The organism is Pseudomonas sp. LTJR-52 (assembly GCF_003691465.1).
GTDB classification, from domain to species: Bacteria; Pseudomonadota; Gammaproteobacteria; order Pseudomonadales; family Pseudomonadaceae; genus Chryseomonas; species Chryseomonas luteola.
In genome coordinates, this window is sequence record NZ_CP033105.1 from 3876894 (window position 1) to 3902162 (window position 25269).

Consider the following 25269-nt stretch of genomic DNA (forward strand, 5'->3'; position numbering starts at 1 on the left):
GAGTTAATTGGTCTTATTAGAGTAGGACAACATTTTATCCAAGCTTGCGATATTAATCTTGGGCACAATCGTGCCAGGAATTCGGCTAGACGCCGATAGATTGAAGACACTAAATGATTTATTAATAACTTTGCGGGACATTAAATCAAAGCTTGGAAGTATATACTTAGGAAAATCTTCAAGGATCCGGCTCCGCCCCATGGAGCCCGCCGCCTCGCAAAAATAGAACTGCTCGGCTTTCCCGCCCATATCGACGCCGACCAGAAAGATTTTATCGAAGCCTAGATGATAGGCCAACTGAACGGCACTATAGGCAATAGTTCGCCCGTTAAAATAGCCTTTGCATAAATTACGACTAAATCCAATTCTGTTTTTCTTTTGGTTAAATAACGACCACTCCACTTCGAAATCGGGATTGCTGCGAGCGCACCAGGCAAAGCGGCGGTCGGATACAGCCTTTCCCCCCAGAAAGCGATTCACACGCTGCATCATGTAGATCTTACGACCATCAAAAATTCCAGGTATCTGCTGTTGAGCGTTAAAGATGACCCTATCACCCAGACAGCAATATTTGGCGTTTTCAACACCTAATCTGAAAGCTTCTTTGTGCGCCGCAACCACACCGATATCATCGCACAGATAAAACAAAGGCTGCACATTGTTTTCTTGCAAGCAGCAGATCGACCCATTCATAGCGATCATCGGATAATTCCTATATTTTTCGATAGGAAAATCTAGGACCGAAGGGCCAGAGGCAATGATAAATACAGGACCACTATATTTTCGGTGGCAGTTTTCAAAGCTTTCTAAAGGAAGTGCTGTATCGTTCAAGAGCAATTGCTCCTTCCCGGTATCCCCCTTAATCCAGGTAATCCCTTCCTGCATATCGACCTGCTACTAGCTAAAGCCAAAGGAAACCAAACCCATTGCCATACCAAATTTGGAGTATGAATAAAACCGTGCAACTCGAAGAACATTACTCCCGTACTACTGATAAGCAGACATAAGCCTAAAGCGGCTAGTGGGCTCCTATGGATATTCTGGCTCAGCAGTCCGATCGAACAAAAAGTCAACAGAATCCACAACACTAATCCGATCAAGCCATACTGGAACAGGACCTCCAGATGCAGACCATGAGTATTCGAAACAACTTGTCCGCTAGGAATCGCAATCGGTAGGATACTCTCACCCGCACCATGCCCAACAAGCCAATACCCTTGCATTTGCTTCAAGACGCCTTGCCAGATTACATCTCTATATGTTATCCCGCGCGACTGTTCTATAAGAAACACGTCGGGATGATATAGCGCTAAGAAAACCATACCAACCACGGCGCTCAATATCCCCAATGAAAACAGAAAGAAACGGCGCTTCGAACATAGCACTAATACTAGGCAGCTGATCCCTAATGCCAGCCATGCGCTGCGCGAATAGGTCAGAACAACATAGGCTGAGATAACTGAAAAACACAGCAGCCAAAATGATACTTCTCTCTTACGAGAAGCATTCAAGCTGATCCAGAACGCCACGACGGCAGAGAACGCAAAATGCATCCCAGAAATGATTGAATTACCAAAGTCAGCAAAACCTGCCAGACCGGATTTTGTTAGCGGTGACGCTCTATAGCGGATGTCAAGCCCGCAAATTGCGTAGAAATTAAAGAGACTTAGTAATGCAGCCACTACCGCTAGTAGCACAGAGCACTTAAGAATTAGGCACAAATATCGCTCCCCCTGCTGGCTAGCAAGCGACACGGATAGAATGAACACAACTAATACAATAACTCGCCGCAAACTATCCGGGTTTTCTGCAATCGCTAAACTACTCAGCGCCACCCAAGCGAATAATAAGCTGGTCAGAAACAAAACAGATCGATTTAAATGAATACCACGCCATTTGCCATACAGTAACGCCATGAGCAAAAACAGGCCGAGCGCTGCTCTCACGCTACCCGACCATGAGGAACTACCACCCGGCCAACCATAGCCCCCCAATAGAACAACAGCGAGCGGCAATAAGGCGCTAAATAAGAAGAACACTTGAAGTAGGGCGACATGCCGCCTACATAAGAGTTTTAGCCTACCGATAGGGATACTAAGAGAGCGCATAGATTCAGCTCACTTATAGCAACAAAAGGAAATCATCTAAAAAAGCCTCGCTCCTCTAACATTTCTCCTTCTAAGACTTCTCCTTTCTGCAAGGCTAGCAACATTCCCAAGGTCCGATTCAGCCCGTCGACACCTTGACTCAGATGGTAATCGGCAAACATCCGCGATTCGCATACATGGCTTGCGTATTCGCTCTCGATATCGGCGATCCGTTCATTGAGCAGCTCGATTGTATTAGCACAGCCACCGAAAAAATGGGCCTGCTCAAAAATATCCCGGTCCCGACTAAGGTTAACGTGAATGACAGGCCGCCCCGCCAGAGCAGCTTCTATGACAGCATTAGAAATAATACTGATAACAAGAGAGCTAATCCGTAGTGCATCTGCGAGGGATTCTGTATGCGGCAGCACTCGCATGTTATCCCCAATACTTTCCTGCCAGAACGTTCCCTTACTTCGCGGGTGGAGCTTAATCAGCACAGTATATTCAGGATGCCGCGCGGCCCACTGCCGTACAAGCTCGTAGCTCTTCTGATAGCCCGGCTCCTTTTCCTTGTCAGGTCCCACTCCTAATAACAGGATTGTTCTCAATGTCGGATCGGCAGCCGGTATATCGTATGACATATCCACCATATGAGAGCCTGAAAGCACTGCGCAGGATGTGCCAAACATTAGCTTGCGACGCCGTAGTGCTTCTAATGAACTCTTTCCAAACAGAAAGTAATAGTCGTAGTCGTTCATACTCAACCGCTTGGAGCTTTCTACAGTCGTCGCATGAGCTAAATGCACAAGAAGAGAATTCCTACGGTTTAGCGATAACCGTAAAAAGGGAGAAAACAGGCTTCCATTCCTGTCGTTTAGAAGAATCTTTGGATTGAACACAGCGACTAACCATTCAGCATGGGCCGCATAACCATAGTAACGAAGAGGAACAGCCTGTGGCGGATCTATAAGAAGTCTTTTGGTTAGAATAGTATTGACTTCTTCGAGTGCCGTTTCTATAAAATGCCCACCACATGCAGACAGTTTTTCTAGAAAAGCTTTTTTTCTTTGAAAACCGATAACTTTAGGGGCTGACTGCAGCAACACGAAATCCTGCTCTATCACGTTGATCGCTTTCGCTAGACGACCACGTGCTCGAAAACCAAAAATACAGTCCCTTAGGTAATCTCGAGCATATCGGATCAACGCTCCTAAATAGCTATATTGCTCCCGCAGAAGGGCCCAGCGGTAATGGTCTAGCGCTTGAGCCTTATCTTTCCAAGCGCGTGCCGATATGTTAGCCATATAACACTTCCTAAAGTTTCAGGCAGCACTTTGCTTAAGCCGAATGACCTGTGGCAAGCTCCAGAACCGCTTGCAAGCGGCCTCATCTGAGAACAATGTCTCTAAGCGCTCTGCCATAGCTGCACTGCAGGCATGCCGTTGCCGCTTATCCAACTGAGCTAAGCTAACAAGACCTTCAGCAAGCGCTTGGCCATCCCCTAATGGAAACAGCACGCCTACGCCTTCGACAATTTCCCGCGCACCGCCACAACCAGTAGCAATTAAAGGTACTTCGGCAACCATGGCTTCTAAAAGCACCATGCCGAACGGCTCGTGATCCGAACTCAACGCAAAAGCATCGAAAGCTTGAAAATACAGACGTGCATTGGGTATTTGACCAATAAAAAGAACCTGATGAGCTATTCCTAACTCACGCGCTTCCTCCTTGAGCTCGCCCTCTAGACGACCGCTGCCTATGATGACGAGTAATGCATCTTGAGTGAAATGCGGGAGTGCTTTAGCAAAACCCTTTAGCAAAGTAGACTGGTCTTTATCTGGATGTAAACGACCAACGTTACCTAAAATCCAGGCCTCTTGCGGAAGACGCAACTGCTCACGAGCAGCATAACGAGTCAACTGCTGAGAACGAAGTGCTTCTACATCGACCCGGTTGTACAGCGTTTCAATACACTCATGCGGCCAGTCAGGCAGCTTGGCACGTAGTTCATCGCGTACTGCATTAGAGACGGCCAGAAGCGTCAGCCGCCTGCGGAACGCTTTAGCAAACACACGCCGACTAAAGCGTTGATAGTCACCATAGGCATGACTCACCCCGATAACCGGGATTTTCGTAGCCAAACAGGCGATCCAGGTAGGCTTGAAGCGATGGGCAATGATGAACCGTATGCCTCTGGAGCGAACAATCTCTCGCAGTGCACGGATAGCACCAAACTTCAATCCACGAATATCTTTGGAGCTGTACTCCATGAACAGCACTTCATCCGAGGCGCACTGGGTGGCAACCTCGGCATCGGCAGTGCCGGTCAGAAAAACTGTCGTGACCCGATAGCCTGTTCCTTTGAACAGGCTTGCGTATTGCCGGGCACAGTCCAGGAAAGGTCCATCATAGCCATGGCAAAATTGTAAAACCCTTGGTTCAGCTGATCGAGTCATAGGCATCCGCACCGTCTTTGACTACGAGGATGTCTTCCATGATCAGGTATTGCAAATCCGATCCGTAGAACATATTGAGTGCATCAGTCGGTGAGCAGATCATCGGCTCACCACGACGATTCAATGAGGTGTTCAACGAAACGCCGTTGCCAGTCAGGCTTTCCAGCTCCTTCATCAGGTCATACCAGCGTGGATTGTGTCGACGTTCCAGCACCTGGGCGCGGGAAGTACCGTCCTCATGGACAACCTCGCCTACACGGTTTTTCCACTCTTCATTGACCTCAAAGGTAAACGTCATGAAGGGTGAAGGATGGTCAACTTTGAGCATCTCATGTGCCACGGTGTCGAGCATCGAAGGGCAGAAAGGCCTCCACCGTTCGCGAAACTTAATCTGCTCATTGATACGGTCGGCCACACCCGGAACGCTCGGGCAGCCAATGATGGAACGGCCGCCCAGCGCACGCGGGCCGAACTCCATGCGGCCCTGGAACCAGGCCACGGGATTGCCGTCCACCATGATTTTAGCGATACGCTGGGGGACGTCGTCGAGCTTGCGCCACTTGGGTGCATTAGGGTGACGGGCACAGGCGGCAATTACGTCCTCGTTACTATAGGACGGTCCGAGGTAGACGTGTTCCATCTTCTCGACCGGCACACCGCGCTGGTGCGATACGTAGGCTGCCGCACCGACTGCCGTTCCTGCATCACCAGACGCCGGCTGAACGAACAGCTCCTTGACCTCTGGACGCGCAATAATCTTCTGGTTGAGCTTGACGTTCAAGGCGCAGCCGCCAGCAAAGGCAATTTTGCCGGTTTCCTTGATGATATCGCCCAGGTAGTAATCCATCATCTCCAGCGCCAGCTTTTCGAAGAGTGCTTGCATGCTGGCTGCATAATGAATATAGGGATCATCGGCGATATCCCCTTCCCGCTTCGGGCCAAGCCACTCGATCAGCTTGGGCGAGAAGTAGTAGCCCTTGCCCTTTTCCTTATAGCGACGGAAGCCGATGACGTTAGCGTAATCGGTATTGATGATCAGCTCGCCGTTTTCGAATTTCGCCAGCCTAGAGAAATCATACTTGCTTGCGTCGCCGTAGGGTGCCATCCCCATGACCTTGAATTCGCCATCAAGCATTTCAAAGCCGAGGAATTCGGTAATCGCACCGTAGAGCCCACCCAGGGAGTCCGGATCATAGAACTCCTTGATTTTGTGGATCCTGCCGTTCTCGCCATAGCCAAAAAAGGTAGTCGCGTACTCACCCTTGCCGTCAATACCTAGAATGGCGGTCTTTTCAGTAAAACCGGAGCAATGGTAGGCACTGGAGGCATGGGCCAGGTGATGCTCGACAGGCTCGATCTTGATATTCTTAAGATCAAAGCCCAACTGCTGCAGGCACCACTGGATACGCTTGTGGTAGCGCTTATAGCGGCGATTACCAAAGAAAATGGCATCCAGCGCGCGGTCAGGGGCATAGGCATAGCGCTTGGCATAATGCCAGCGAGCCTCGCCAAACAGGCTGATCGGCGCAAATGGAATAGCTACGACATCTACATCCTTTGGCTTGATACCGGCCTGCTCCAGGCAGAATTTGGCCGACTCATAGGGCATGCGGTTCTTGGCATGCTTGTCACGCACGAAGCGCTCTTCTTCAGCCGCCGCGATCAACTTGCCGTCGATATAAAGTGCAGCGGAAGGATCATGGCTCAGGGCGCCGGACAGGCCCAGAATCGTCAATGCCACAGGTTCAACCTCTAGAGTAATCATCCCCGCGCCCAGGCAGGGATGGAATGCGTTCATCAAGCAGCCGGTACAGGGCACTGTTCTTGGGCCAGTTCCGCAGAAAGCGCTCACGGTCTCGTGCAAAGGCTTTCTCAAATTGCTGCTGGCTCGTGTGCTGAGTCATGGCATCCAGGTCGATCAACGACCAGTGATTGCCATTCCAGAGCACATTATTCCCTTTTAAATCGCCATGACTGATTCGTTCGCGAACCAGTCCCTTAAACAGAACATCCAACGCGGCCAAGTCTTGCTCAGGTGGGGCGCTATCCCGGTACGGCTCGAAGCGCGCCAGTATATCCTGCCCTGACGCATAATCGGTAATCAGGTAGGCACGCCGGCGTAAACCTAGCCAGCGCTTTTCCATTACGCCCAAGGGTTTAGGCGTGTCGATACCCAGAAAGCGCAGGCGATTCCCCTGGATCCAGCTATGCCAGGCGCGGCTGGGTCGCCAAAAGCGCGTTAACCAGTGCCCAAAGCCTTTGATGTTGTAGCGCTTCAGAATATAGGTATTTCCAGCATGCTCCACACGCGCCACCGTGGCGGCGCCGCCATCCTTGTAGCGGTGCCCCTGGGCAATAAAACGGTCTGGATCGGCCAACAGCGGTTCCACCACCGCCTCGCTGTCCCGGCGCATGGCCTGAATGCCTTCACTGGATCGGCTCACTTTGAACAGGCTGCAATCTCGTCCGGCTTTCTCCAGAAAGTCTTTTAGGCGCCACGTGCGAATACGGACCGCTTCCTGCTGGATCGCTTCCGGTCTCAGGGCATGCTCGCCATTCACCAGCAGGTAATGCACCAGCAACTCTTCGATATAGGCGTCAAACCGGGCAGGCAGCTGTCCGAAAAAGACGCCTAGGTTTTGCATAACCTGCTTTTGAGAAAGGGGCTTTCCCTGGGACTCGGCGTGGATGTCAGCCCCATCTATAACGTAGATGTTCCCGTCCTGTTGAAGAAGGTTGTCCAGATGCAAGTCGTCCTGCCAGAGACCCTTGGCATGTAACTCGCCAATGGCAGCCAGCGACATCCTCAAGACGTCCTGCTGACTATCAGAAAGAGGAGGCTCCTGGTCGATCCTTCGCCACAAGGCATCCAGGCTCACTGCGTTCTCCAGAAACTCAAACAGCAACCAGCCGCCCTTGTCGGCCTCGAAGCCTTCAGCCACAACAGCGGGCGTTGTCAGCTGGTTGTCGATCAGTAAACGGCAACCTTCACGCTCACGCGTATAGTGTCGCTCCGAGCGAGCGCCTACAAACAGCTTGGCCAGCACCGAGCGGCCCTGCCATCGAGCCTCACCTACATAGCGTTGTCCAGGTAACACGCGCAGGAGGGATACCAGTGTCAGCGAGCCCTCAGGCAATTCAATCTGAACAGGCAGCGCTGGGGCTCGCCCAGACCGGGCTAGCTCATCCAGTTTCATGGTCGCGTTTCCTTGCTGCAACGACGCACGCTGAGCTTGCGTAACCAGGTATCGACTTCACGGCTATCAGGCGCCATCTGTAGATAAGCCGCCAGGAACAGCCGGACTTCCGCCTCGCTCCAGACCGGTGCGCGCCTTAATAGCGGCTCCAGATCCTTAACCCTGTCCTTACGCCCTAATAGCAACAGGCGTGTTTTTTCAAGGTCAATCAGGCGCGTTAGAAACCCGCCTTCCTGCTCCTGAAGAAAGATGTGCTTGGGATAAAAACAGCCATGAATACGCCCCGCTGCATGCAGGGTTCTGGCAAGTACGCCTATAGCCGCCAGGAGCGTATGACGTGTCCGCTCGGGTAGTTCGGGCCATTCGGCCAGCCAGCTATCCAGATCCCGCCATCCATCCAATGCTCGCGTCAGCAGAATGGCCTGGCGTTCATTCCCTACCTTGCGCTCGCCAAAGAACGAAGCTTCCAGTGCGGGAATACCGAGCGTGCTGTAACGCTGGATGTTACGAAACTCCCGAGCAAAGGTGGGCTCTCCCAGGGGATGAAGCAGGTCATGCGTCAGGTAATTGCTTTGACGCTTGAGGAAATAGGACGCCTCGTCGAGATCGAGCCGGTAGACTGTGCTCCAGCCGCCACGCCTGGCGTTAGGCTCGTCGACCGCCTCCAGCTGAAGCGACCAGAGCGCTTCGAACGTTGAGAGCCCGTGCCGCTCTAGTATGGCGGCATCTTTGGCAGACAGGAAATCGCTCATTCGCGCCCCTTGAAGTAATTCAATACATGTACGATTCGCTCCTTGTCGGAGTCTCTTAGCCGCTGCCGCCCCTTGTAACGCAAGTAGAATCGCAGCCGCTGCGTACGTGAAAGCTTGTATTTAGCGACCTTATCCAGGCAGGCCAAATCCTTGATGATGCGTCGCCTGAGCCAGGAACCAAACCAGAAGGCCCCTGCCGGACAATCGATGAGGTACAGCGTACCGGCTTGATCAACCAGCAGATTGCGCCACTTCAAATCATTATGAGCGAAGTGATGGTCATGCATGGTGCGAGTAGCACGTGCTAACTGCAGGCTCAACTGATCGACCCAGGCCGGATCACTCAAGCGCGGATCATCGTGATGGGCCATGACAGCCAGGTCATCGGTCTGGGGAATTTCACGAGTTATCATGGCGCCGCGGGTAAATTGTCCGCCTGAGCGCTCAAGTCCCCAGGCCACGACAGGCGCAGTCGGAATACCCCATCTGGCAAAGCGTTTAAGATTTTGCCACTCAGACTTGACGCGAGGACGGCCCATATACCGGCGCAGACCCTTGCCTGCGCCGGTATAGCGCTTGACGTAATAACGAATCCCCTCATAAGTGACACGTATCACTTCAGACAGAGGGTCATTGGTCAAATGCTCGCCTTGCAAGGTGAATACCCGATCAAGACTGGCAAACTCCGCTATATGCTCCACAGAGGGATCAATACGCCACTGGGCCATCAGAGCCTGTCTCCGTAACGCTGCTTGCGTTCGTAGAGCCGTTCGGCCTTGCGCTGCAATCGCTGCAGGAGCGCGGCCTCTTCACGCAGAATCTGCCGCAATGGTCGCTGAAAGTACGTGCGGAGAAACCTCAGGAAATCCCGCTGAGTCAGCCCGATACCCAGTGCAGAGAAATACAGACCAGCCAGGTCCTTGTCGCGCCAGCGTCTGGGCACCTGGTCTCGCGTATGAGCGCGATGCAGGTCGATGAGTGACAACCTTAATGTACCCGGCTCAACGGGCCGATCGGTATACAATAGAAAGTGACAGATGTAGCAGTCTCGATGGTTGACCCCTGCACGGTGCATCGTGCCTGTCATCCTGGCCACCTCATCGATCAGAGCCCATTTGGTACTCGCCTTGGGAGGCTGAACAGGCCAAGCCAGCGTGAAGTCTTCCAGGCTGACGGTAGGTGCCAATTCCTCCGTGATAATGAAAGAGTGCTGCTCGGCCGGGTTACTGCCTCGCTCACCAAAAGCCACGGCGTTCATGGTAGGCACACCAGCCTCATGCAGGCGCTGCAAAGCCTGCCACTCCTGCCCCGCACCCAGTACCGGCTGTTTCAACTGCAACAAGTTTTTGGCAATCTCGCCCCATCCGATCCCTCGATGGATTTTGACGAAATATCCCTTGCCATTGACTTCGGTACGCAGGGTACGTCGCCCTTCCAACTCCCGAAAAACTTCTCCCTGAAGCGCTTCTACCGCTTCAAAGGCATCGCGACCCGCCCACAGGGAGCGGAAAGGCTCTTCAAGCACAAGCTTCACAAGCGCGGCTCCAGGATAACATCAGCCGCCCGCTCGGGCATGCTGTACAGATCGGCAGTCTTGGCATAAGCGAGGGCATTACGGGACCATGCAGTGCGCTGCGAATCATCGCTGAGCATGTCGGCCAATAGGGTATTGAGCTGCTCCTGCTCAAATGGGCTAGGCACTACCCGGCCGCAGTCGGCGTCCGTGATGTAATGAGCATAGCCACAGACATCGGTCACCAGCACAGGCAAACCGGCCACCAAAGCCTCCAGCAGTACCGTTCCCGTGTTCTCGTTATAAGCTGGGTGAATCAACAGATCCGCCCCAAGAAGAAAACGCGGGATATCGCTCCGTCCCTTGAGAATATCCACTTGATCGGAAATGCCCAGCGCCTTGGTCTGCAACAGAAACGGCTTGGGATCGTCCTGCCCGATAACAATCAGGCGCACCCGTTTCTTGAGTGCCTTGGGGAGCGAAGCGACTGCTCGCAGAGAGCGATCCAGCCCCTTGGTCTTAAAGCCCGAACCGATCTGCACAACCAGCAGTGACGTATCGTCCAGACCGAACTCCTGGCGAAACGCCTTGCGTATTTCTTCGGCATTGGCCGGTGCGCGGCGGTCTGCTGCGATACCAGGCGGAAGCAGATGAAAACGCTCGGCCGGCGTCCCGTAGTGCTTGACGAAGAACGGCTGCTGGACCTCCGAGATCATCAAGACCTGGGTCTTGGACTCGGGCTCAAACACGGCCCGCTCGTACTCGGCAAAATGACGATAGCGGCTCCACTTTCGGTACAGCGGGTTACGCAGTGTCTGCGCCTTTTCTTCAAAGCAGGGATCGGCCGCGTAATACACGTCCAGGCCAGGCATCTTGTTGAAGCCAATGATGCGATCCACTGGATCATTGGCCAGATCGCGCTGGAACCAGGCCGTAAACTTTTCGTTGCGCTTGTGATTGAACAACGCTTTGGCTGACCCAACGCGCACGTCGAATCCTTCAGGTACTGGGCCTTCCCAGATCAGCGTATAGACACGAATAGAGTGGCCACGACGCTGGCACTCCTGGGCAATGCGCATGAAGTCACGCTGTAGCCCCCCGAAGGGAAAGTACTTGTAGAGAACAAAAGCCAGACGCATCAGCATATGCCCATAAAAAATAGCGGATCACCGTAGCAGGTGATGACGTTCAAACCTGTCGAACCATGATAACTCAGCACAAACGCTGTCCTTTGCTGGACAGCATCGCTTCCAGTGAGGCGAAAACCCGTGCCGGATTGACACGCGAGAAGCACAAGGGCTGCTCTTGGGAAACATCAAACAGTCTCCGGTCCTCCTCAGAGGGAGCGTAGGTACACTGCTTCTGCAGACAGGGCGCACAGACCCAATCGCTGGTGAGATGTACCTGGGAACGGCCATAGGCACCTGTCAGTCTGGCATCGGTCGGCCCGAACAATGACAATGTCGGCACATCCAGCGCAGCCGCCAGATGCCCCAGGCCTGTATCAACTGCCACGCAGGCGCTGGCGCCAGCCAGTACGCGGGACACCCCAGCCAATGACATCTTGGGGAGAACCGACACATGTTCAAGTCCTGAAGCGATACGTTCTGCTCTTTCGCGCTCGGGGTCATTGCCCCATGGTAAGCGCACCAGCACCCCAAGCCGCCGGGCCGCTTCAGCCAGCTCGCGCCAATAGCGCTCCGGCCAGTGCTTGGTCGCCCAGGTCGTACCATGCAGAAACAATACATAAGGTCCGCTTGCCTGGGGCTCGGCAAGACGTGTGCGATCCAGTCCGTAATCGCCAGTGGACTCTGGCAAGGGATAGCTCAGGGCTTGAGCAAACAGTTGCCTGAGTCGTTCGACGGCATGCTGCCCCCAAGCAACCTGGCAGGTTCGGTCATAAAACCGGCTTGCCAGTGGCTCGCGGATCGACTCGCGCGAAAGCCCTACTACCGGCGCCTTGACGTACCGAGTCAACCATGCACTTTTCAGAAGCCCCTGGGCATCAATCACCACATCGTAGTGAGTATCTCGCAGACGCTCCTTGAAGCGCGACCACTCCCCGTTTTTCAGCGTCTGGAAAAGGTTTTTACGCCACCGGCGAATCGCTACAGGAATGACTTGGGACACTGCTGGGTGCCAGGATGGAATCTCGGCAAAGCCTTCTTCAACAACCCAGTCGAAGCGAATTCCTGGAAACGCACGACTGGCATCCGTCAGGGCCGGCAATGTATGAATCACATCGCCCAATGACGATGTCTTGATCAAAAGCACCCGCACTTATTCCACCTCGACCGGATCAGCAACCAGTTGATCCAGTGCACGCAGCACAGCAGCAGGCTCCAGAAGACGCATGCAGTTGTAGTGTCCGAATCGACAGGTCCGATCAAAACACGGGCTGCACTCAATACCCAACCGTACGACCTCAACCTCTTCGGCCAGAGGTGGCGTAAAGCCTGGGGACGTCGATCCATAGACCGCAACCAACGGGCGATCCAGTGCGGCGGCGACATGCATGAGGCCAGAATCGTTGCTGACTACTGCCGACGCGCAGGACATAAGGTCAATAGCCTCGGCCAGTGCCGTCTGACCCGCCAGGTTCGTGACCTCTTCGCGCAGGCCTGGAATCAACCGCTCGCGGATTTCCTCGCAGCCCGCATTATCCTTTTGCGAACCGAACAGCCAGACCTGCCACCCTGCCCTGATCTTTACATTGGCCACTTCGGCGTAGTGAGCTGCGGGCCAACGCTTGGATTCACCAAACTCGGCACCTGGACATAACGCCAACACCGGCCTGTCCAACTCCAGGCCAAACTTGCCAAGTGCCGCGTCGCGGCTGGCAGACTCGATTCGCAGTTGGGGACGTGGATAAGGCTTGGGCAACTCAGCCCCAGGCGGATAGGCCAGTGCGATAAAGCGCTCAATCATCAGCGGGTAGCGCGCCTTATCCAGTATTCTTATGTCATTGAGCAGGCCGAAACGCATCTCGCCGCGCCAGCCGGTGCGCTTGGGAATACCCGCAAAATAGGGAACCAGGGCCGACTTGAGCGAATTTGGCAGCAGAATGGCCTGATCGTACTGACCACGCAGACTACGACCGATACGCCGACGCGTTGCCAGCTCAAAAGCACCATGCCCAAGCGGAAAACTCAGCGCCGAGCGTATTTCGGGCATCCGCTCAAGCAGAGGACGGCTCCAATCAGGCGCCAGCACATCAATGGCACAACCGGGATGAAGCGCCTGCAGACTCTTGAACAGCGTCTGCGCCATCACCATGTCGCCAACCCAGGAAGGACCGATTATCAGAATTCTCATAGGCTCACGCTACAACATACAAGGCTCATAGTATCTACCATGAGCCTTGTACGTGCGGCTTATTTCACTGCAGTACGCCACTCGGCATGGCTATCAGTCTTGCCGGTAACCAGATCGAAGTAGGCCTTTTGCAGCGTTTCGGTCACCGGACCGCGGCGGCCGGCGCCGATGGTGCGTCCATCGACTTCACGGATAGGGGTCACTTCAGCGGCAGTACCAGTAAAGAATGCTTCATCCGCAATATAGACTTCGTCACGCGTAATACGCTTTTCAACCAACGCGTAGCCATGCTCCTTGGCCAATGTCAGCACGGTGTTACGGGTGATGCCGTTGAGGCACGCCGTTACTTCAGGCGTGTAGATGACATTGTCCTTGATGATGAAGATATTCTCACCGGAGCCTTCAGCCACATAACCTTCCGGATCCAGCAGCAGGGCCTCGTCTGCACCGCCGGAAATGGCTTCCTGCAGTGCTAGCATCGAGTTGATGTAGTGTCCGTTGGCCTTTGCACGGGTCATGGAGATGTTCACGTGGTGACGGGTATAGGAGCTGGTACGTACCTTGATGCCCTGTTCCAGCGCCTCCTCACCCATGTAGGCACCCCAGTGCCAGGCAGCCACGATCACATGCACCTTCAGACCGGTCGCACGCAGTCCCATGCCTTCCGATCCGTAGAACACCATCGGACGCAGATAGGCGCTTTCAAGGTTATTATCACGAATCACCGCGCGGTGCGCTTCGTTGATCTCGTCTTTGGTGAAAGGCATCTTCATGCCCATGATGTGGGCGGAGTCGAACAGACGATCCGTGTGCGCCTGTAGACGGAAGATTGCTGTGCCCTGAGGGGTGTTGTAAGCGCGAACGCCTTCGAACACACCCATTCCATAATGCAGCGTATGGGTCAGAACATGGGTGGTCGCATCGCGCCACGGCACCATTTCACCGTCATACCAGATCACACCGTCACGATCGGACATCGACATAATTTGCAGCTCCTCAAGAATTCGATTCGTACTGCTGCGCAGCGAGTGGGTCGAGCGCAAGCGACTTCCAGATCCGCATGACGCCGTGTCGCTCGTCATGGAAGAGGCTGCCGTCCACTACGCCTGCCTGCTTCTGCAGGGCTTGGCGGTGTGCGGCAGCACGGTAGGCTTTGTAAGCCTCTTGCAACAGATGGACATCTGGACTCGAGATCAATCCAGCCCGCTCCAGTTCTTCCAGAATGCGGATATTGTCGGTGAAGCGCAGCAGATCAGGATGCTGCCAGGACCAGACAAGAACCGCATATTGCACCATAAATTCAATATCGACGATACCGCCTGCATCCTGCTTGAGGTCAAATGCCCTGCCCGCCTCGAAGGCAATCGGCGACGATCCACCGGAGGTAGCCTTGGTTCCCAAGTTTTCCCGCATCTTCATCCGCATCTCGCCGACCTCACGACGCAGCTTGGCCTCATCACGATGCCGGCTCAGGACCGTAGCCCGTACAGCCTCGAACCGTGCCGTGACGACGGGGCAGCCGGCCAGCACCCGCGCCCGCACCAATGCTTGGTGCTCCCAGGTCCAGGCCTCGTTCTGCTGGTACTGCTCGAACGCCTTGATCGTACTGACCAGAAGCCCGGCAGCACCAGAAGGCCTTAGGCGCATGTCGACTTCATACAGCGTTCCGGCGGTGGTCGACGTGGTCAGGAAGTGGATGATGCGCTGACCGAGACGTGTATAGAACTGAGCACCATCAATAGGCTTGCCGCCATCCGTCTCGGCTAACGGATCACCATCGTGAATAAAGACCAGATCAAGGTCGGAACCGTGCCCTAACTCAATACCGCCGACCTTGCCGTAGCCTACGATCACGAAGTCCGGATCACATGGCGACCCATCGGCACGTTGCGGACGGCCATGTCGCTGAACCATCTGTCGCCAGGCCAGCTCAAGCACTTGATCAAGAATCGCCTCCGCCATCCAGGTCAGGTAATCACTGACCTTCATCAAGGCCAGCGTGCCTGCAATCTCGGACGCTGCCACTCGCAGTCCATGAGCGCGCTTGAAATGCCGGAGCATTTCCATCTGCTGCTCCAGATCATCTTCAGGGATGCGTGCCATCCGCTCCCGCAGCTCCGCGACCAGCTCAGGCTTTTGAGGTGGGCGATACAAGCGGCCCTCGTTAAGTAACTCATCCAGCAAGGCGGGGAAACGCGTGATTTGCTCTGCAATCCACACACTTGCACTGCAGAGCTGGAGCAGACGCTCCAGTGCTCCGGGGTTTTCGGTGAGCAGCACTAAGTATGCCGAGCGTCTGGCGACGGCCTCGATCAATGGTAGAACGCGATCCAGGGCTTGGTCGGGCTCGTCATGAGAAACAATCTGAGTCAACAGCCGAGGCATAAAGGCATCCAACCGTTCTCGCCCCATTCTCTGCATGGTCCGAACCTGACTGCTGCTTCGTAGCGCACACAACCGTGACCAGGCTGACTCGGGACTGCTCAAGCCTGCCTCCTTCAACTGCTGGATAGCTGCTGCATCCTCAAGACTGCCTTCCCAGAGGGGTAGCCATTCCTGCCCAATTTCTGACTGACTGTCCGCTCCCTCGTCCGGGTCTGCAATAACCTGCTGAAAATGCCAGTTGATACGGGTGCGCCAGTGAGTCAGCCGACTCAAAAAAGCAGTCCAGCTATCGAAGCCCATCATGAAAGCTACCCGCTCACGATCCAGCTCGCTGTCAGGCAATTTCTGTGTTTGTCGGTCTCCAATCGCCTGTAGCGCATGCTCCACGTAGCGGAGAAAGCAGTATGCCTCTCGCATCTCCTCGGCTGCCTCGGCGGGAAGATAGCCCAGATCCTTCAGGACGCTCAGGATTACCAGCAATGGGCGCTGCTGCAGGCTTAGCTCCCGTCCGCCATGAATCAGCTGATAGGCCTGTGCAATAAATTCCACCTCTCGAATGCCGCCTGCGCCCAGCTTGATGTTGTCATCCATCTCACGGCGCCTGACCTCCTGCTGGATCAGCTGCTTCATGTTGCGCAGCGCTTCAATCGCCGAAAAGTCCAGGTAACGCCGGTAGACGAAGGGGCGCAACATGCTGAGCAGTTGTGCTCCGGCCTGCTGATCGCCTCCCACAACACGCGCCTTGATCATGGCGTAACGTTCCCAGTCCCGACCCTGGTCCTGGTAATACTGCTCCATGGCCGAAAAGCTCAGCGCCAGCGCGCCTGACGAGCCATAGGGGCGCAAGCGCATATCAACCCTGAAGACAAAGCCATCTACGGTAATCGTATCAAGGGCCTTGATAAGCCGTTGGCCTAGGCGAATGAAGAACTGTTGATTGTCCAGTGCACGACGCGCCCCTACTGTCTCGCCACCCTCGGGGTAGACAAAAATGAGATCGATATCGGACGAAAGGTTGAGCTCGCCCGCTCCCAGCTTGCCCATTCCCAAGATAACCATATGCTGCGGCTCTCCAGTCCGATGCCCCGTCGGGACCCCGGATTGACGGCATTGGTCCTTGTACAGCCATTGGTAGGCCTCATCGATACAGGCATCGGCCAGTTCGGTCAGGTCACGGCACGTCTCGAGCAGGTCGGCCTGACGTGTCAGATCGCGCCAGATAATGCGAACCTGGTGCCGCAGCCGAAAGCGGCGTAAGCGCTGTCCGAGTTGGTTTTCATCCGAACATCCGGCTAGACAGTCGGTCAGTTGTTGGTGAATAGTGCCGGCTGGCAGCGATCGCTCGAATAGGCCCTCGCCTGCCAGATCCAGCATTAATGCCGGATCGCGCTGAATCTGCTCAGCGACAAACTCGCTGGCCGCTATCACCCGTGACAGGTCGCTGCGCCGCGCTGGCGGCCATGCTGAAAAATATTGCAAACGTTCAGGCTGTGCGTTCAGTGCCTCCATGAGGCGTGCCTGCGCACACCCTACAGGTTCGGCAAGTGAATCAGGAATAGCAGTGAGGGAAGGCAGGCTCATGGTCTATCCTGTGGAGTCAACGGCTGAGGAGAAGGTCAAACCGTGCGACAATTTGTCGTTGTTTTATAACGGACATTGACCTGAGCAGCTGAAACGACCGCCGTTTTGTAGTAAAACTACACGCCGGCCGGGAACCACCCGGTCATAATCCAAGAATTCACGCTGCCCCCAAGAGGATGGCGGCGATACCGAGGCAACCGATTCTGGAAGCCTTTCCGCCCTGGAGCAAGCCATGCAAGACCTTGATCCCGTCGAAACCCAGGAATGGCTGGACGCCCTGGAGTCCGTATTAGACTGCGAAGGTGAAGACCGAGCTCATTATCTGCTGACCCGTATGGGTGAGCTGGCCACTCGGACAGGTACACAGCTTCCCTACGCGATCACCACCCCGTATCGCAACACGATCCCGGTTACCAAAGAAGTCCAGATGCCGGGCGACCTCTTCATGGAGCGGCGGATTCGCTCGCTGGTACGCTGGAATGCGTTGGCCATGGTGGTTCGTACCAACCTCCGCGACCCGGACCTTGGCGGCCATATTTCTACCTTTGCTTCGTCCGCTACGCTATACGACATTGGTTTTAACTACTTCTTCAAAGCGCCAACCGAAGAGCATGGCGGCGACCTGGTGTATTACCAGGGCCATGCCTCTCCTGGCGTTTACGCACGTGCCTTCCTTGAGGGCCGCCTGACCGAAGACCAGATGAACAACTTCCGCCAGGAAGTAGATGGCAACGGTCTGTCGAGCTATCCGCACCCGCACCTGATGCCCGATTTCTGGCAGTTCCCGACCGTATCCATGGGTCTGGGTCCGATCACGGCGATCTATCAGGCACGCTTCATGAAGTACCTGGAAGACCGCGGCTTCATCCCGGCCGGCAAGCAGAAGGTCTGGTGCTTTATCGGTGACGGCGAGACTGACGAGCCGGAAACCCTGGGCGCCATCTCTCTGGCAGGTCGCGAGAAGCTGGACAACCTGATCTTCGTGATCAACTGCAACCTGCAGCGTCTGGACGGTCCGGTTCGTGGTAACGCGAAGATCATCCAGGAACTGGAAGGCGTCTTCCGCGGCGCCCAGTGGAACGTGAACAAGGTTATCTGGGGTCGCCTCTGGGATCCCCTGTTCGCCCGTGACGAAAACGGCCTCATGCAGCAGCGCATGGATGAAGCCATCGACGGTGAATACCAGAATTACAAGGCTAAGGACGGCGCGTTCGTTCGTAAGCACTTCTTCGGCGCCAACCCTGAGCTGCTGAAGATGGTTGAGGACATGTCCGATGAGGACATCTGGAAGCTCAACCGCGGCGGTCATGATCCGTACAAGGTGTATGCAGCGTACCATCAGGCGGTCAACCATAAGGGTCAGCCGACGGTCATTCTTGCCAAGACCATCAAGGGTTACGGCACCGGTGCGGGTGAAGCGAAGAACATCGCCCACAACACCAAGAAGATCGATGTGGAGAGCCTGAAGAAATTCCGCGACCGCTTCGACATTCCGCTGAACGATGATCAGCTGGCCGACCTGCCCTTCTTCCGTCCTGCCGAAGACAGCCCGGAAATGAAGTATCTGCGCAAGCGTCGCGAAGCGCTAGGCGGCTCGGTACCGCAGCGTCGCACTACCAGCATCAGTATTCCGACACCACCGCTGGAAACGTTGAAAGCTATCCTGGACGGCTCTGGCGATCGTGAGATCTCCACCACCATGGCCTTCGTTCGCATCCTGTCCCAACTGGTCAAAGACAAGGACCTGGGTAGCCGCATCGTCCCGATTATTCCGGACGAAGCCCGTACCTTTGGTATGGAAGGCATGTTCCGTCAGCTTGGCATCTACTCCTCCGTCGGTCAGCTCTACGAGCCTGTCGACAAGGATCAGGTGATGTTCTACCGCGAGGACAAGAAAGGCCAGATCCTCGAAGAAGGCATCAACGAAGCAGGCGCCATGAGCTCCTTTATTGCGGCGGGTACGTCTTACAGCACGTACAACCAGCCCATGCTGCCGTTCTACATCTACTATTCGATGTTCGGTTTCCAGCGTATCGGCGACTTAGCCTGGGCCGCTGGCGATAGTCAGGTGCGTGGTTTCCTGATTGGCGGTACTGCCGGTCGTACTACGCTGAACGGTGAAGGTCTGCAGCACGAAGACGGTCACAGCCATATCCTGGCAGCAACCATTCCGAACTGCCGCACGTACGACCCCACCTATGCCTACGAGCTGGCGGTCATCATTCGCGAAGGCATTCGCCAGATGACCGAAGAGCAGAAGAACGTGTTCTTCTACATCACGGTCATGAACGAGAACTACCAGCAGCCCGCGCTGCCTGAAGGTGCCGAGGAAGGCATCATCAAGGGTATGTATCTCCTGGAAGAAGAAACCGGCGATTTCAAGCATCGCGTTCAGCTCCTGGGCTCGGGCACTATCCTGCGCGAAGTTCGCGAAGCGAAGGCCCTTCTGCGCGAACTGGGTATCGGTGCAGACATCTGGAGCGTCACCAGCTTCAACGAGCTGCGCCGTGATGGCCTGGCAGTTGACCACTGGAACCGCTTGCATCCGCTGGAAGAGCCCCGCAAGGCCTATATCCAGCAGTGCCTGGAAGGTCGTGAAGGCCCGGTCATTGCTTCTACCGACTACATGAAGCTGTTCGCCGACCAGGTTCGCCAGTGGGTTCCATCCAAGGAATACCAGGTGCTGGGCACTGACGGTTTCGGCCGCAGCGACTCGCGCAAGAAACTGCGTCACTTCTTTGAAGTGGATCGCCACTGGGTCGCCCTGGCTGCTCTGCAAGCCTTGGCCGATCGTGGCGCTATCGAGCGTCAGGTCGTAGCGGATGCCATCACCAAGTTCGGTATCGATCCGCTCAAGCGCAACCCGCTTGATTGCTGATGCCGACGGTGAAAAGGAGAAATTATTGTGAGTGAAACCATTCGCGTACCTGATATCGGCAGTGGCGAAGGCGAGATCATCGAAATTCTGGTCAAGGTGGGCGACACCGTCGAGGCTGAGCAAAGCCTCGTCGTGCTTGAGTCCGACAAGGCCAGCATGGAGATTCCCGCGCCCAAGGCCGGCAAGATCGCTGCGCTGCACGTCAAGCTGGGCGATACGCTGAAAACCGGCGACCTGCTGCTGGACATGGAAGATGGCGCATCGGGTGAAACCGATGCAGCCGAGCCCATGGCTGTTGCTGCAGGCGCTGCTGACGATGAAGTCGAAATGCCAACGCCTCCAGGTGACGAGGATCCATCCGCGTCCGCCAAGGAAGACGATCAGGCAGGTACCGGCGCCGCCCAGGAAATCCATGTGCCGGATATCGGCACCAGTGGCAAAGCCAACATCATCGAACTTCCAGTCAAGGTTGGCGACCGGATCGAAGCCGAACAAACCTTGATTACGCTGGAATCCGACAAGGCCAGCATGGAGATCCCTTCCCCTGCAGCCGGCGTAATTGAAAGTATCGCCGTCAAGGTGGGTGATGAAGTAGGTACAGGTGACCTGATTCTGGTGCTTAAGGGAAGCGGCAACGCCTCCTCCGTGCCGGCTCAATCCACCAGTGACAAGCCTGCCGTACAGGCAGCCGAGCCTGAGTTGCACGAGACGGCCGACGAAGAGCCTGCTGGCGAGAGCACTGAAGAGATCAAGGTGCCTGACATCGGCTCGACCGGTAGCGCCAATGTGATCGAAGTGATGGTCAAAGCGGGTGACTCGGTAGAAGCGGACCAGTCGCTGATTACCCTGGAGTCCGACAAGGCCAGCATGGAAATCCCGGCGCCCAAGGCGGGCGTGGTGGAAAGCGTTTCCATCAAGGTAGGTGATCAGGCCAAAACTGGCGATCTGATTCTGACCTTGAAGGTTCAAGGCGCAGCACCGAAGAAAAAGGCTGAGAAGCCTGCACCGGCTCAGCAAAATGCAGCTCCTGCACAAAAGCAGGCGAGCCCAAGCCCAGCGCCGGCCAAGGCACCGCAAGCGCCCACGCCCACCGGCCAGCCTGGCAAGAAAGTGCATGCTGGCCCGGCTGTACGGATGCTGGCACGCGAGTTTGGCGTCGAGCTGAGCGAAGTGACGCCAACTGGTCCGAAAGGACGTATTCTCAAGGAAGACGTCCAGTCGTACGTAAAGGATCAGCTGCAAAAGAGCAAATCTGCTCCGGCCGCAGCGGCAGCTACCGGTGGCGCCGGAATTCCTCCGGTTCCGACCGTGGACTTCAGCAAGTTTGGCGAAATCGAAGAAGTTCCGATGACACGCCTGATGCAGGTAGGTGCTGCCAATCTGCATCGCAGCTGGCTGAACGTGCCTCACGTAACGCAGTTCGATCAGTCTGATGTCACTGATCTTGTAGCCTTCCGTGTGGGTCAGAAGGCTGTGGCAGAAAAAGCGGGCGTCAAGCTGACCATCCTGCCGTTCCTGCTCAAGGCCTGCGCCCATGTGCTCAAGGAATTGCCGGACTTCAATGCCTCGCTCGCACCGAGTGGCAAGGCCATTATCCGCAAGAAATACGTGCACATTGGCTTTGCCGTGGACACGCCGGATGGGCTGCTGGTACCTGTCATTCGCAACGTCGATCAGAAGAGTCTTCTGCAGCTGGCTGCCGAAGCCGCTCAACTGGCTGAGAAAGCACGCAACAAGAAGCTTTCCGGCGACGACATGCAAGGGGCCTGCTTCACGATCTCCAGCCTCGGCCATATTGGCGGCACCGGCTTCACGCCGATCGTCAACGCACCGGAAGTGGCAATCCTGGGAGTATCCAAGGCCACCATGCAACCAGTATGGGACGGCAAGGCCTTCCAGCCGCGCCTGATGCTGCCGCTTTCGCTCTCCTATGATCACCGTGTGATCAATGGCGCTGCGGCGGCCCGCTTCACCAAGCGACTGGGCGACCTACTGGCCGAAATTCGCGGCCTGCTGCTGTAAAGAGACGATGCCGGCATCTGCCGGCAACCGTCTGGCCGATGAAATGCTCGGTCATCTGGAACCCTGCCACCCCGGCAGGGTTTTTTTTAAAGAATTTGACTTGCTGGATCGATAAAGCTTCTTAATACCAAGCTGCTGTCTGTTTTATCGAGACGCTTGTCAGTGTGGTTGGCTTGATGCACCCTTGCTCCCTGAAAGGACTTATGGGTGCCTCGTTCTGGCGGAATCCAGAAGACAGTCACTGCAAATAAAACCGGATTGGCTTACTGTACGCCCTTTCGTTAAGTCGACTTGGCATAACCCATAAGTACGCGCCCCTTATCAAGGGCCGTTGGAAGCGAACCGCCGCATGAAGATTCATCCTGATGCTGCCAGTCTCTCAGTGGCCGAGGTTGCTATGCAGCCGCCTGTGCCCGCACAGCTGGGGATGTTGCGCTTCGAGCGGCTCAATGAGCCCAGCTGGGCGCTGCTGGATCTAGACCAGGCATGTGAAAAAAGTCTGGGGCTGCCTGCCTATGAGCTTTGCTCGCTTCTCGAGTCGCCTTACGCCAGCCTCATGGAGCCTGCGGCACGCTATCACCTGCACGATGCCATACAGCAGCAATTGCTCAAGCGCCGCCATTACGTCATTCGCTATACCCTGCACGCACCGGCAGGCGCGACGTCAATGGTTGAAATTGGCGAGGCAATCTCCCGCCATGGTCGTGAAATCCTGCACGGCTACCTGATTCCTGTAGAGCTGGCTTCAGAGGCCGAGCGACTGACTACTACGCTGATGGCGCAAAACAGGGATCTTAAAGCCTCGCTGGATCTTCTTGAGCAGTCCTGCGTACAGGAACAAGCTCGTGTTGAACGGGTAAGAGCACACCGCAATCTTTTGCTTGAATTGACACAACACGCCTACAGCTCCAGCGACCCGCTTCAGGAAGCGGCCCAACTGATCACTCGTGCAGCCAGTGAAACCTGTAGCGTGAAACGAGCCAGTGTGTGGCAGGTGGGCGAAAACCATTTACGCCCTGTCTACACCCATGGCGAATCTCCTAATACGTCGTCTGTCTCCTCTTGGTCATTGGATGATTTTCCGGCGTATGTGGAGGCGCTTCATAAGGCCCGATCAATCGATGCGCAGGATGCTCAACACGATCTTCGTACACGCGAATGGACCAAGCCGTATCTGCTCGCCCATGACATTCGCTCGCTTCTGGATATCTGCATACGTGTAGATGGCCGGGTATTAGGCATCCTTCGCCTTGAGCAAACCGACCAGCCCAGAATCTGGCAGAACGATGAAATTGCGTTTGCCTGCGAATTGGCCGATCAGTACGCCAAAGTGCTTGATAGCCAGGAGCGCCGCAGTGCCACCCATGCCCTGCATCTGTTCCAACGGGCGGTTGAGCAGAGCGCCAATGCTTTTCTGCTGGTCAATCGCAAAGGGGAGATCGAATACATCAACCCCAGCTTTACAACCATTACCCAGTACACTGCCGAAGAAGTCTGCGGTCAGCCCATCAGTGAGCTACCGGCATTGACCAACTGGTCGGAACTTCTACCCGACGCCTATGCGGCCCTGGAAAAACAGAACAGCTGGCAAGGCGAGCTTCGCTGCCAGCGCAAGGACCAGATCTCCTACTGGGGCCATCTTTCGCTTTCCAAAGTCTACTCAGACAACGGTGAGCTGACCCACTACATTGGTATCTTCGAGGACATCACCCAGGCCAAGCTGACCCAGCAAAATATGGAAAAGCTGGCTTATCGTGACAGCCTGACAGGGCTGGCCAATCGTCACTACTTCATTGATCGCCTGGAAAAACGCCTGGCAGGACGGGAGGATATCCATAACTGCCTGATGCTGATCGACATTGATCACTTCAAACGAATCAATGACAGCCTGGGTCATGAAGCTGGCGATAACCTGCTGGTCAGCCTGGCCAGACGCCTGCAAAGCTCACTGGGGCAAAGTACGCTGATCGCACGGATCGCCAGTAATGAGTTTGCCGTGCTGCTTGAGCAGATGGATGCCCAGGAAGGTCTGGATGTCGCGAGCGCGCTGCTAAGCATGCTCGAAAAGCCCATCTATGTTGAAAGCCAACCGACGCTGGTCAGTTGTTCGATTGGCCTGACCGTTACCCCTGATCACGGTAAAGACTCGCAAACGCTCATGAAGCATGCAGGCCTGGCGCTGCACAAGGCCAAGGCCAGCGGCGGAAACCGGGTACAGGTCTATACACAATCGCTGGTGACCGAAGCCAGTCACAAGCTGTTCATGCAGAATAACCTTCGTCGAGCCCTCGAACTCAACGAGCTGGAGGTTCATTACCAGCCAAAGATCTGCCTCAAAAGCGCCCAACTGCTGGGGCTTGAAGCGCTGTTGCGCTGGAATCACCCCGAACGGGGCATGATACGACCCGATCAGTTCATCAGCGTGGCGGAAGAGACCGGTCTGATCATCCCGATTGGTAAATGGGTCATTCGGGAAGCCTGCAGGCAAATCAAGGCGCTGGATGCCGCTGGCCTGGGCCATTTACAGATGGCCATCAACCTTTCTCCCAAACAGTTCACTGATCAGGAGCTTGTCAGCTCAATCAGAAGCATTCTAATTGAAGAACGCCTCCCTCCTCATCGCCTTGAGCTTGAACTGACCGAAAGCCTGCTTCTGGATGCAACCGATGAGACACGCCAGCAGCTAGAGGAGATGAAGCAAATCGGGCTCAGCTTGGCCATGGACGATTTTGGTACGGGCTATTCGTCGCTCAGCTACCTCAAGAAATTCCCGATCGATGTCATCAAGATCGACCGAAGCTTTATCAAGGACATTCCGGCCAATCAGGACGATATGGAGATCACGTCGGCCGTAGTGGCCATGGCCCATAACCTGCGACTCAAGGTTGTGGCTGAAGGTATCGAAACGACACAACAGCTGAGCTTTCTACGTCGCCATCATTGCGACGTAGGCCAGGGTTATCTGTTTGACCGTCCCATTCCTGGTAACGAGCTGCTTGATAGCCTTCGTCGCTATCTGAACCTTAACAAGATCTAGTCGCGCCGCCTGTTGTAAGGCCTTGGAATCGAGGAAGGTAGCC

The 25269-nt window shown here is 55.3% G+C and carries 17 protein-coding genes; 3 read left to right on the top strand and 14 right to left on the bottom strand.

Annotated elements, in window-relative coordinates; genetic code table 11:
• Positions 1 to 3: 3 nt before the first annotated feature.
• From EAW52_RS18100 to glnE, 14 genes are all read right to left on the bottom strand, one after another.
• Complete coding sequence (locus EAW52_RS18100; RefSeq protein ID WP_162997657.1) at positions 4 to 831, bottom strand: 6-hydroxymethylpterin diphosphokinase MptE-like protein; 828 nt, start codon at positions 829 to 831, stop codon at positions 4 to 6.
• Complete coding sequence (locus EAW52_RS18105) at positions 828 to 1946, bottom strand: O-antigen ligase (RefSeq protein ID WP_162997658.1); 1119 nt, start codon at positions 1944 to 1946, stop codon at positions 828 to 830. Before EAW52_RS18105 ends, EAW52_RS18100 begins: the two co-directional genes overlap by 4 nt.
• A gap of 194 nt (positions 1947 to 2140) precedes the next feature.
• Complete coding sequence (locus tag EAW52_RS18110) at positions 2141 to 3394, bottom strand: capsule biosynthesis protein (RefSeq protein ID WP_122043450.1); 1254 nt, start codon at positions 3392 to 3394, stop codon at positions 2141 to 2143.
• Between the two features lie 18 nt (positions 3395 to 3412).
• Complete coding sequence (locus EAW52_RS18115) at positions 3413 to 4546, bottom strand: glycosyltransferase (protein WP_122043451.1); 1134 nt, start codon at positions 4544 to 4546, stop codon at positions 3413 to 3415.
• Positions 4530 to 6287, bottom strand: a complete 1758-nt coding sequence (locus tag EAW52_RS18120; protein WP_122044858.1) for a carbamoyltransferase — start codon at positions 6285 to 6287, stop codon at positions 4530 to 4532. Before EAW52_RS18120 ends, EAW52_RS18115 begins: the two co-directional genes overlap by 17 nt.
• Before the next feature lie 4 nt (positions 6288 to 6291).
• Complete coding sequence (locus EAW52_RS18125) at positions 6292 to 7743, bottom strand: lipopolysaccharide kinase InaA family protein (RefSeq protein WP_122043452.1); 1452 nt, start codon at positions 7741 to 7743, stop codon at positions 6292 to 6294.
• Positions 7740 to 8495 carry a lipopolysaccharide kinase InaA family protein gene (locus tag EAW52_RS18130; protein ID WP_122043453.1) on the bottom strand — a complete coding sequence of 252 codons (756 nt, stop codon included), beginning with the start codon at positions 8493 to 8495 and terminating at the stop codon, positions 7740 to 7742. The genes EAW52_RS18125 and EAW52_RS18130 overlap by 4 nt, the downstream gene beginning before the upstream one ends.
• Positions 8492 to 9223 carry a lipopolysaccharide kinase InaA family protein gene (locus EAW52_RS18135; RefSeq protein WP_019364010.1) on the bottom strand — a complete coding sequence of 244 codons (732 nt, stop codon included), beginning with the start codon at positions 9221 to 9223 and terminating at the stop codon, positions 8492 to 8494. The genes EAW52_RS18130 and EAW52_RS18135 overlap by 4 nt, the downstream gene beginning before the upstream one ends.
• Entirely contained in the window at positions 9223 to 10029 is an 807-nt protein-coding gene (gene rfaP / locus EAW52_RS18140; RefSeq protein WP_122043454.1) for a lipopolysaccharide core heptose(I) kinase RfaP, read from the bottom strand. Before rfaP ends, EAW52_RS18135 begins: the two co-directional genes overlap by 1 nt.
• Positions 10026 to 11147, bottom strand: a complete 1122-nt coding sequence (locus EAW52_RS18145) for a glycosyltransferase family 4 protein (protein WP_122044859.1) — start codon at positions 11145 to 11147, stop codon at positions 10026 to 10028. Before EAW52_RS18145 ends, rfaP begins: the two co-directional genes overlap by 4 nt.
• Before the next feature lie 73 nt (positions 11148 to 11220).
• Positions 11221 to 12288: a lipopolysaccharide heptosyltransferase I gene (gene waaC, locus EAW52_RS18150; RefSeq protein WP_122043455.1), complete on the bottom strand. Its 1068-nt coding sequence runs from the start codon at positions 12286 to 12288 to the stop codon at positions 11221 to 11223.
• The gene (gene waaF, locus EAW52_RS18155) at positions 12289 to 13323 is read right to left on the bottom strand and encodes a lipopolysaccharide heptosyltransferase II (protein WP_122043456.1); all 1035 of its coding nucleotides are present in this window, start codon (positions 13321 to 13323) and stop codon (positions 12289 to 12291) included.
• 59 nt (positions 13324 to 13382) lie between these two features.
• Entirely contained in the window at positions 13383 to 14306 is a 924-nt protein-coding gene (locus EAW52_RS18160; RefSeq protein WP_010797051.1) for a branched-chain amino acid transaminase, read from the bottom strand.
• A gap of 13 nt (positions 14307 to 14319) precedes the next feature.
• The gene (gene glnE / locus EAW52_RS18165) at positions 14320 to 17289 is read right to left on the bottom strand and encodes a bifunctional [glutamate--ammonia ligase]-adenylyl-L-tyrosine phosphorylase/[glutamate--ammonia-ligase] adenylyltransferase (protein ID WP_122043457.1); all 2970 of its coding nucleotides are present in this window, start codon (positions 17287 to 17289) and stop codon (positions 14320 to 14322) included.
• A 232-nt stretch (positions 17290 to 17521) separates the two neighbouring features.
• Here glnE and aceE point away from each other — a divergent pair, with 232 nt between their 5' ends.
• The 3 genes from aceE to EAW52_RS18180 all read left to right on the top strand — a co-directional run bounded on the left by aceE (position 17522) and on the right by EAW52_RS18180 (position 25226).
• Positions 17522 to 20167: a pyruvate dehydrogenase (acetyl-transferring), homodimeric type gene (aceE, locus tag EAW52_RS18170; protein WP_122043458.1), complete on the top strand. Its 2646-nt coding sequence runs from the start codon at positions 17522 to 17524 to the stop codon at positions 20165 to 20167.
• Positions 20168 to 20194: 27 nt separating this feature from the next.
• Complete coding sequence (gene aceF / locus EAW52_RS18175) at positions 20195 to 22189, top strand: dihydrolipoyllysine-residue acetyltransferase (RefSeq protein ID WP_122043459.1); 1995 nt, start codon at positions 20195 to 20197, stop codon at positions 22187 to 22189.
• Between the two features lie 349 nt (positions 22190 to 22538).
• Positions 22539 to 25226 carry a bifunctional diguanylate cyclase/phosphodiesterase gene (locus EAW52_RS18180; protein ID WP_122043460.1) on the top strand — a complete coding sequence of 896 codons (2688 nt, stop codon included), beginning with the start codon at positions 22539 to 22541 and terminating at the stop codon, positions 25224 to 25226.
• The last annotated feature ends 43 nt before the right edge of the window (positions 25227 to 25269 follow it).

Coding starts and splice junctions, on each gene's coding strand:
- EAW52_RS18110 (WP_122043450.1), bottom strand. CDS start 3,394: ATGGCTAACATATCGGCACGCGCTTGGAAAGATAAGGCTCAAGCGCTA.
- EAW52_RS18115 (WP_122043451.1), bottom strand. CDS start 4,546: ATGACTCGATCAGCTGAACCAAGGGTTTTACAATTTTGCCATGGCTAT.
- EAW52_RS18125 (WP_122043452.1), bottom strand. CDS start 7,743: ATGAAACTGGATGAGCTAGCCCGGTCTGGGCGAGCCCCAGCGCTGCCT.
- EAW52_RS18130 (WP_122043453.1), bottom strand. CDS start 8,495: ATGAGCGATTTCCTGTCTGCCAAAGATGCCGCCATACTAGAGCGGCAC.
- EAW52_RS18135 (WP_019364010.1), bottom strand. CDS start 9,223: ATGGCCCAGTGGCGTATTGATCCCTCTGTGGAGCATATAGCGGAGTTT.
- EAW52_RS18145 (WP_122044859.1), bottom strand. CDS start 11,147: ATGCGTCTGGCTTTTGTTCTCTACAAGTACTTTCCCTTCGGGGGGCTA.
- waaF (WP_122043456.1), bottom strand. CDS start 13,323: ATGAGAATTCTGATAATCGGTCCTTCCTGGGTTGGCGACATGGTGATG.
- EAW52_RS18160 (WP_010797051.1), bottom strand. CDS start 14,306: ATGTCGATGTCCGATCGTGACGGTGTGATCTGGTATGACGGTGAAATG.
- glnE (WP_122043457.1), bottom strand. CDS start 17,289: ATGAGCCTGCCTTCCCTCACTGCTATTCCTGATTCACTTGCCGAACCT.
- aceE (WP_122043458.1), top strand. CDS start 17,522: ATGCAAGACCTTGATCCCGTCGAAACCCAGGAATGGCTGGACGCCCTG.
- EAW52_RS18180 (WP_122043460.1), top strand. CDS start 22,539: ATGAAGATTCATCCTGATGCTGCCAGTCTCTCAGTGGCCGAGGTTGCT.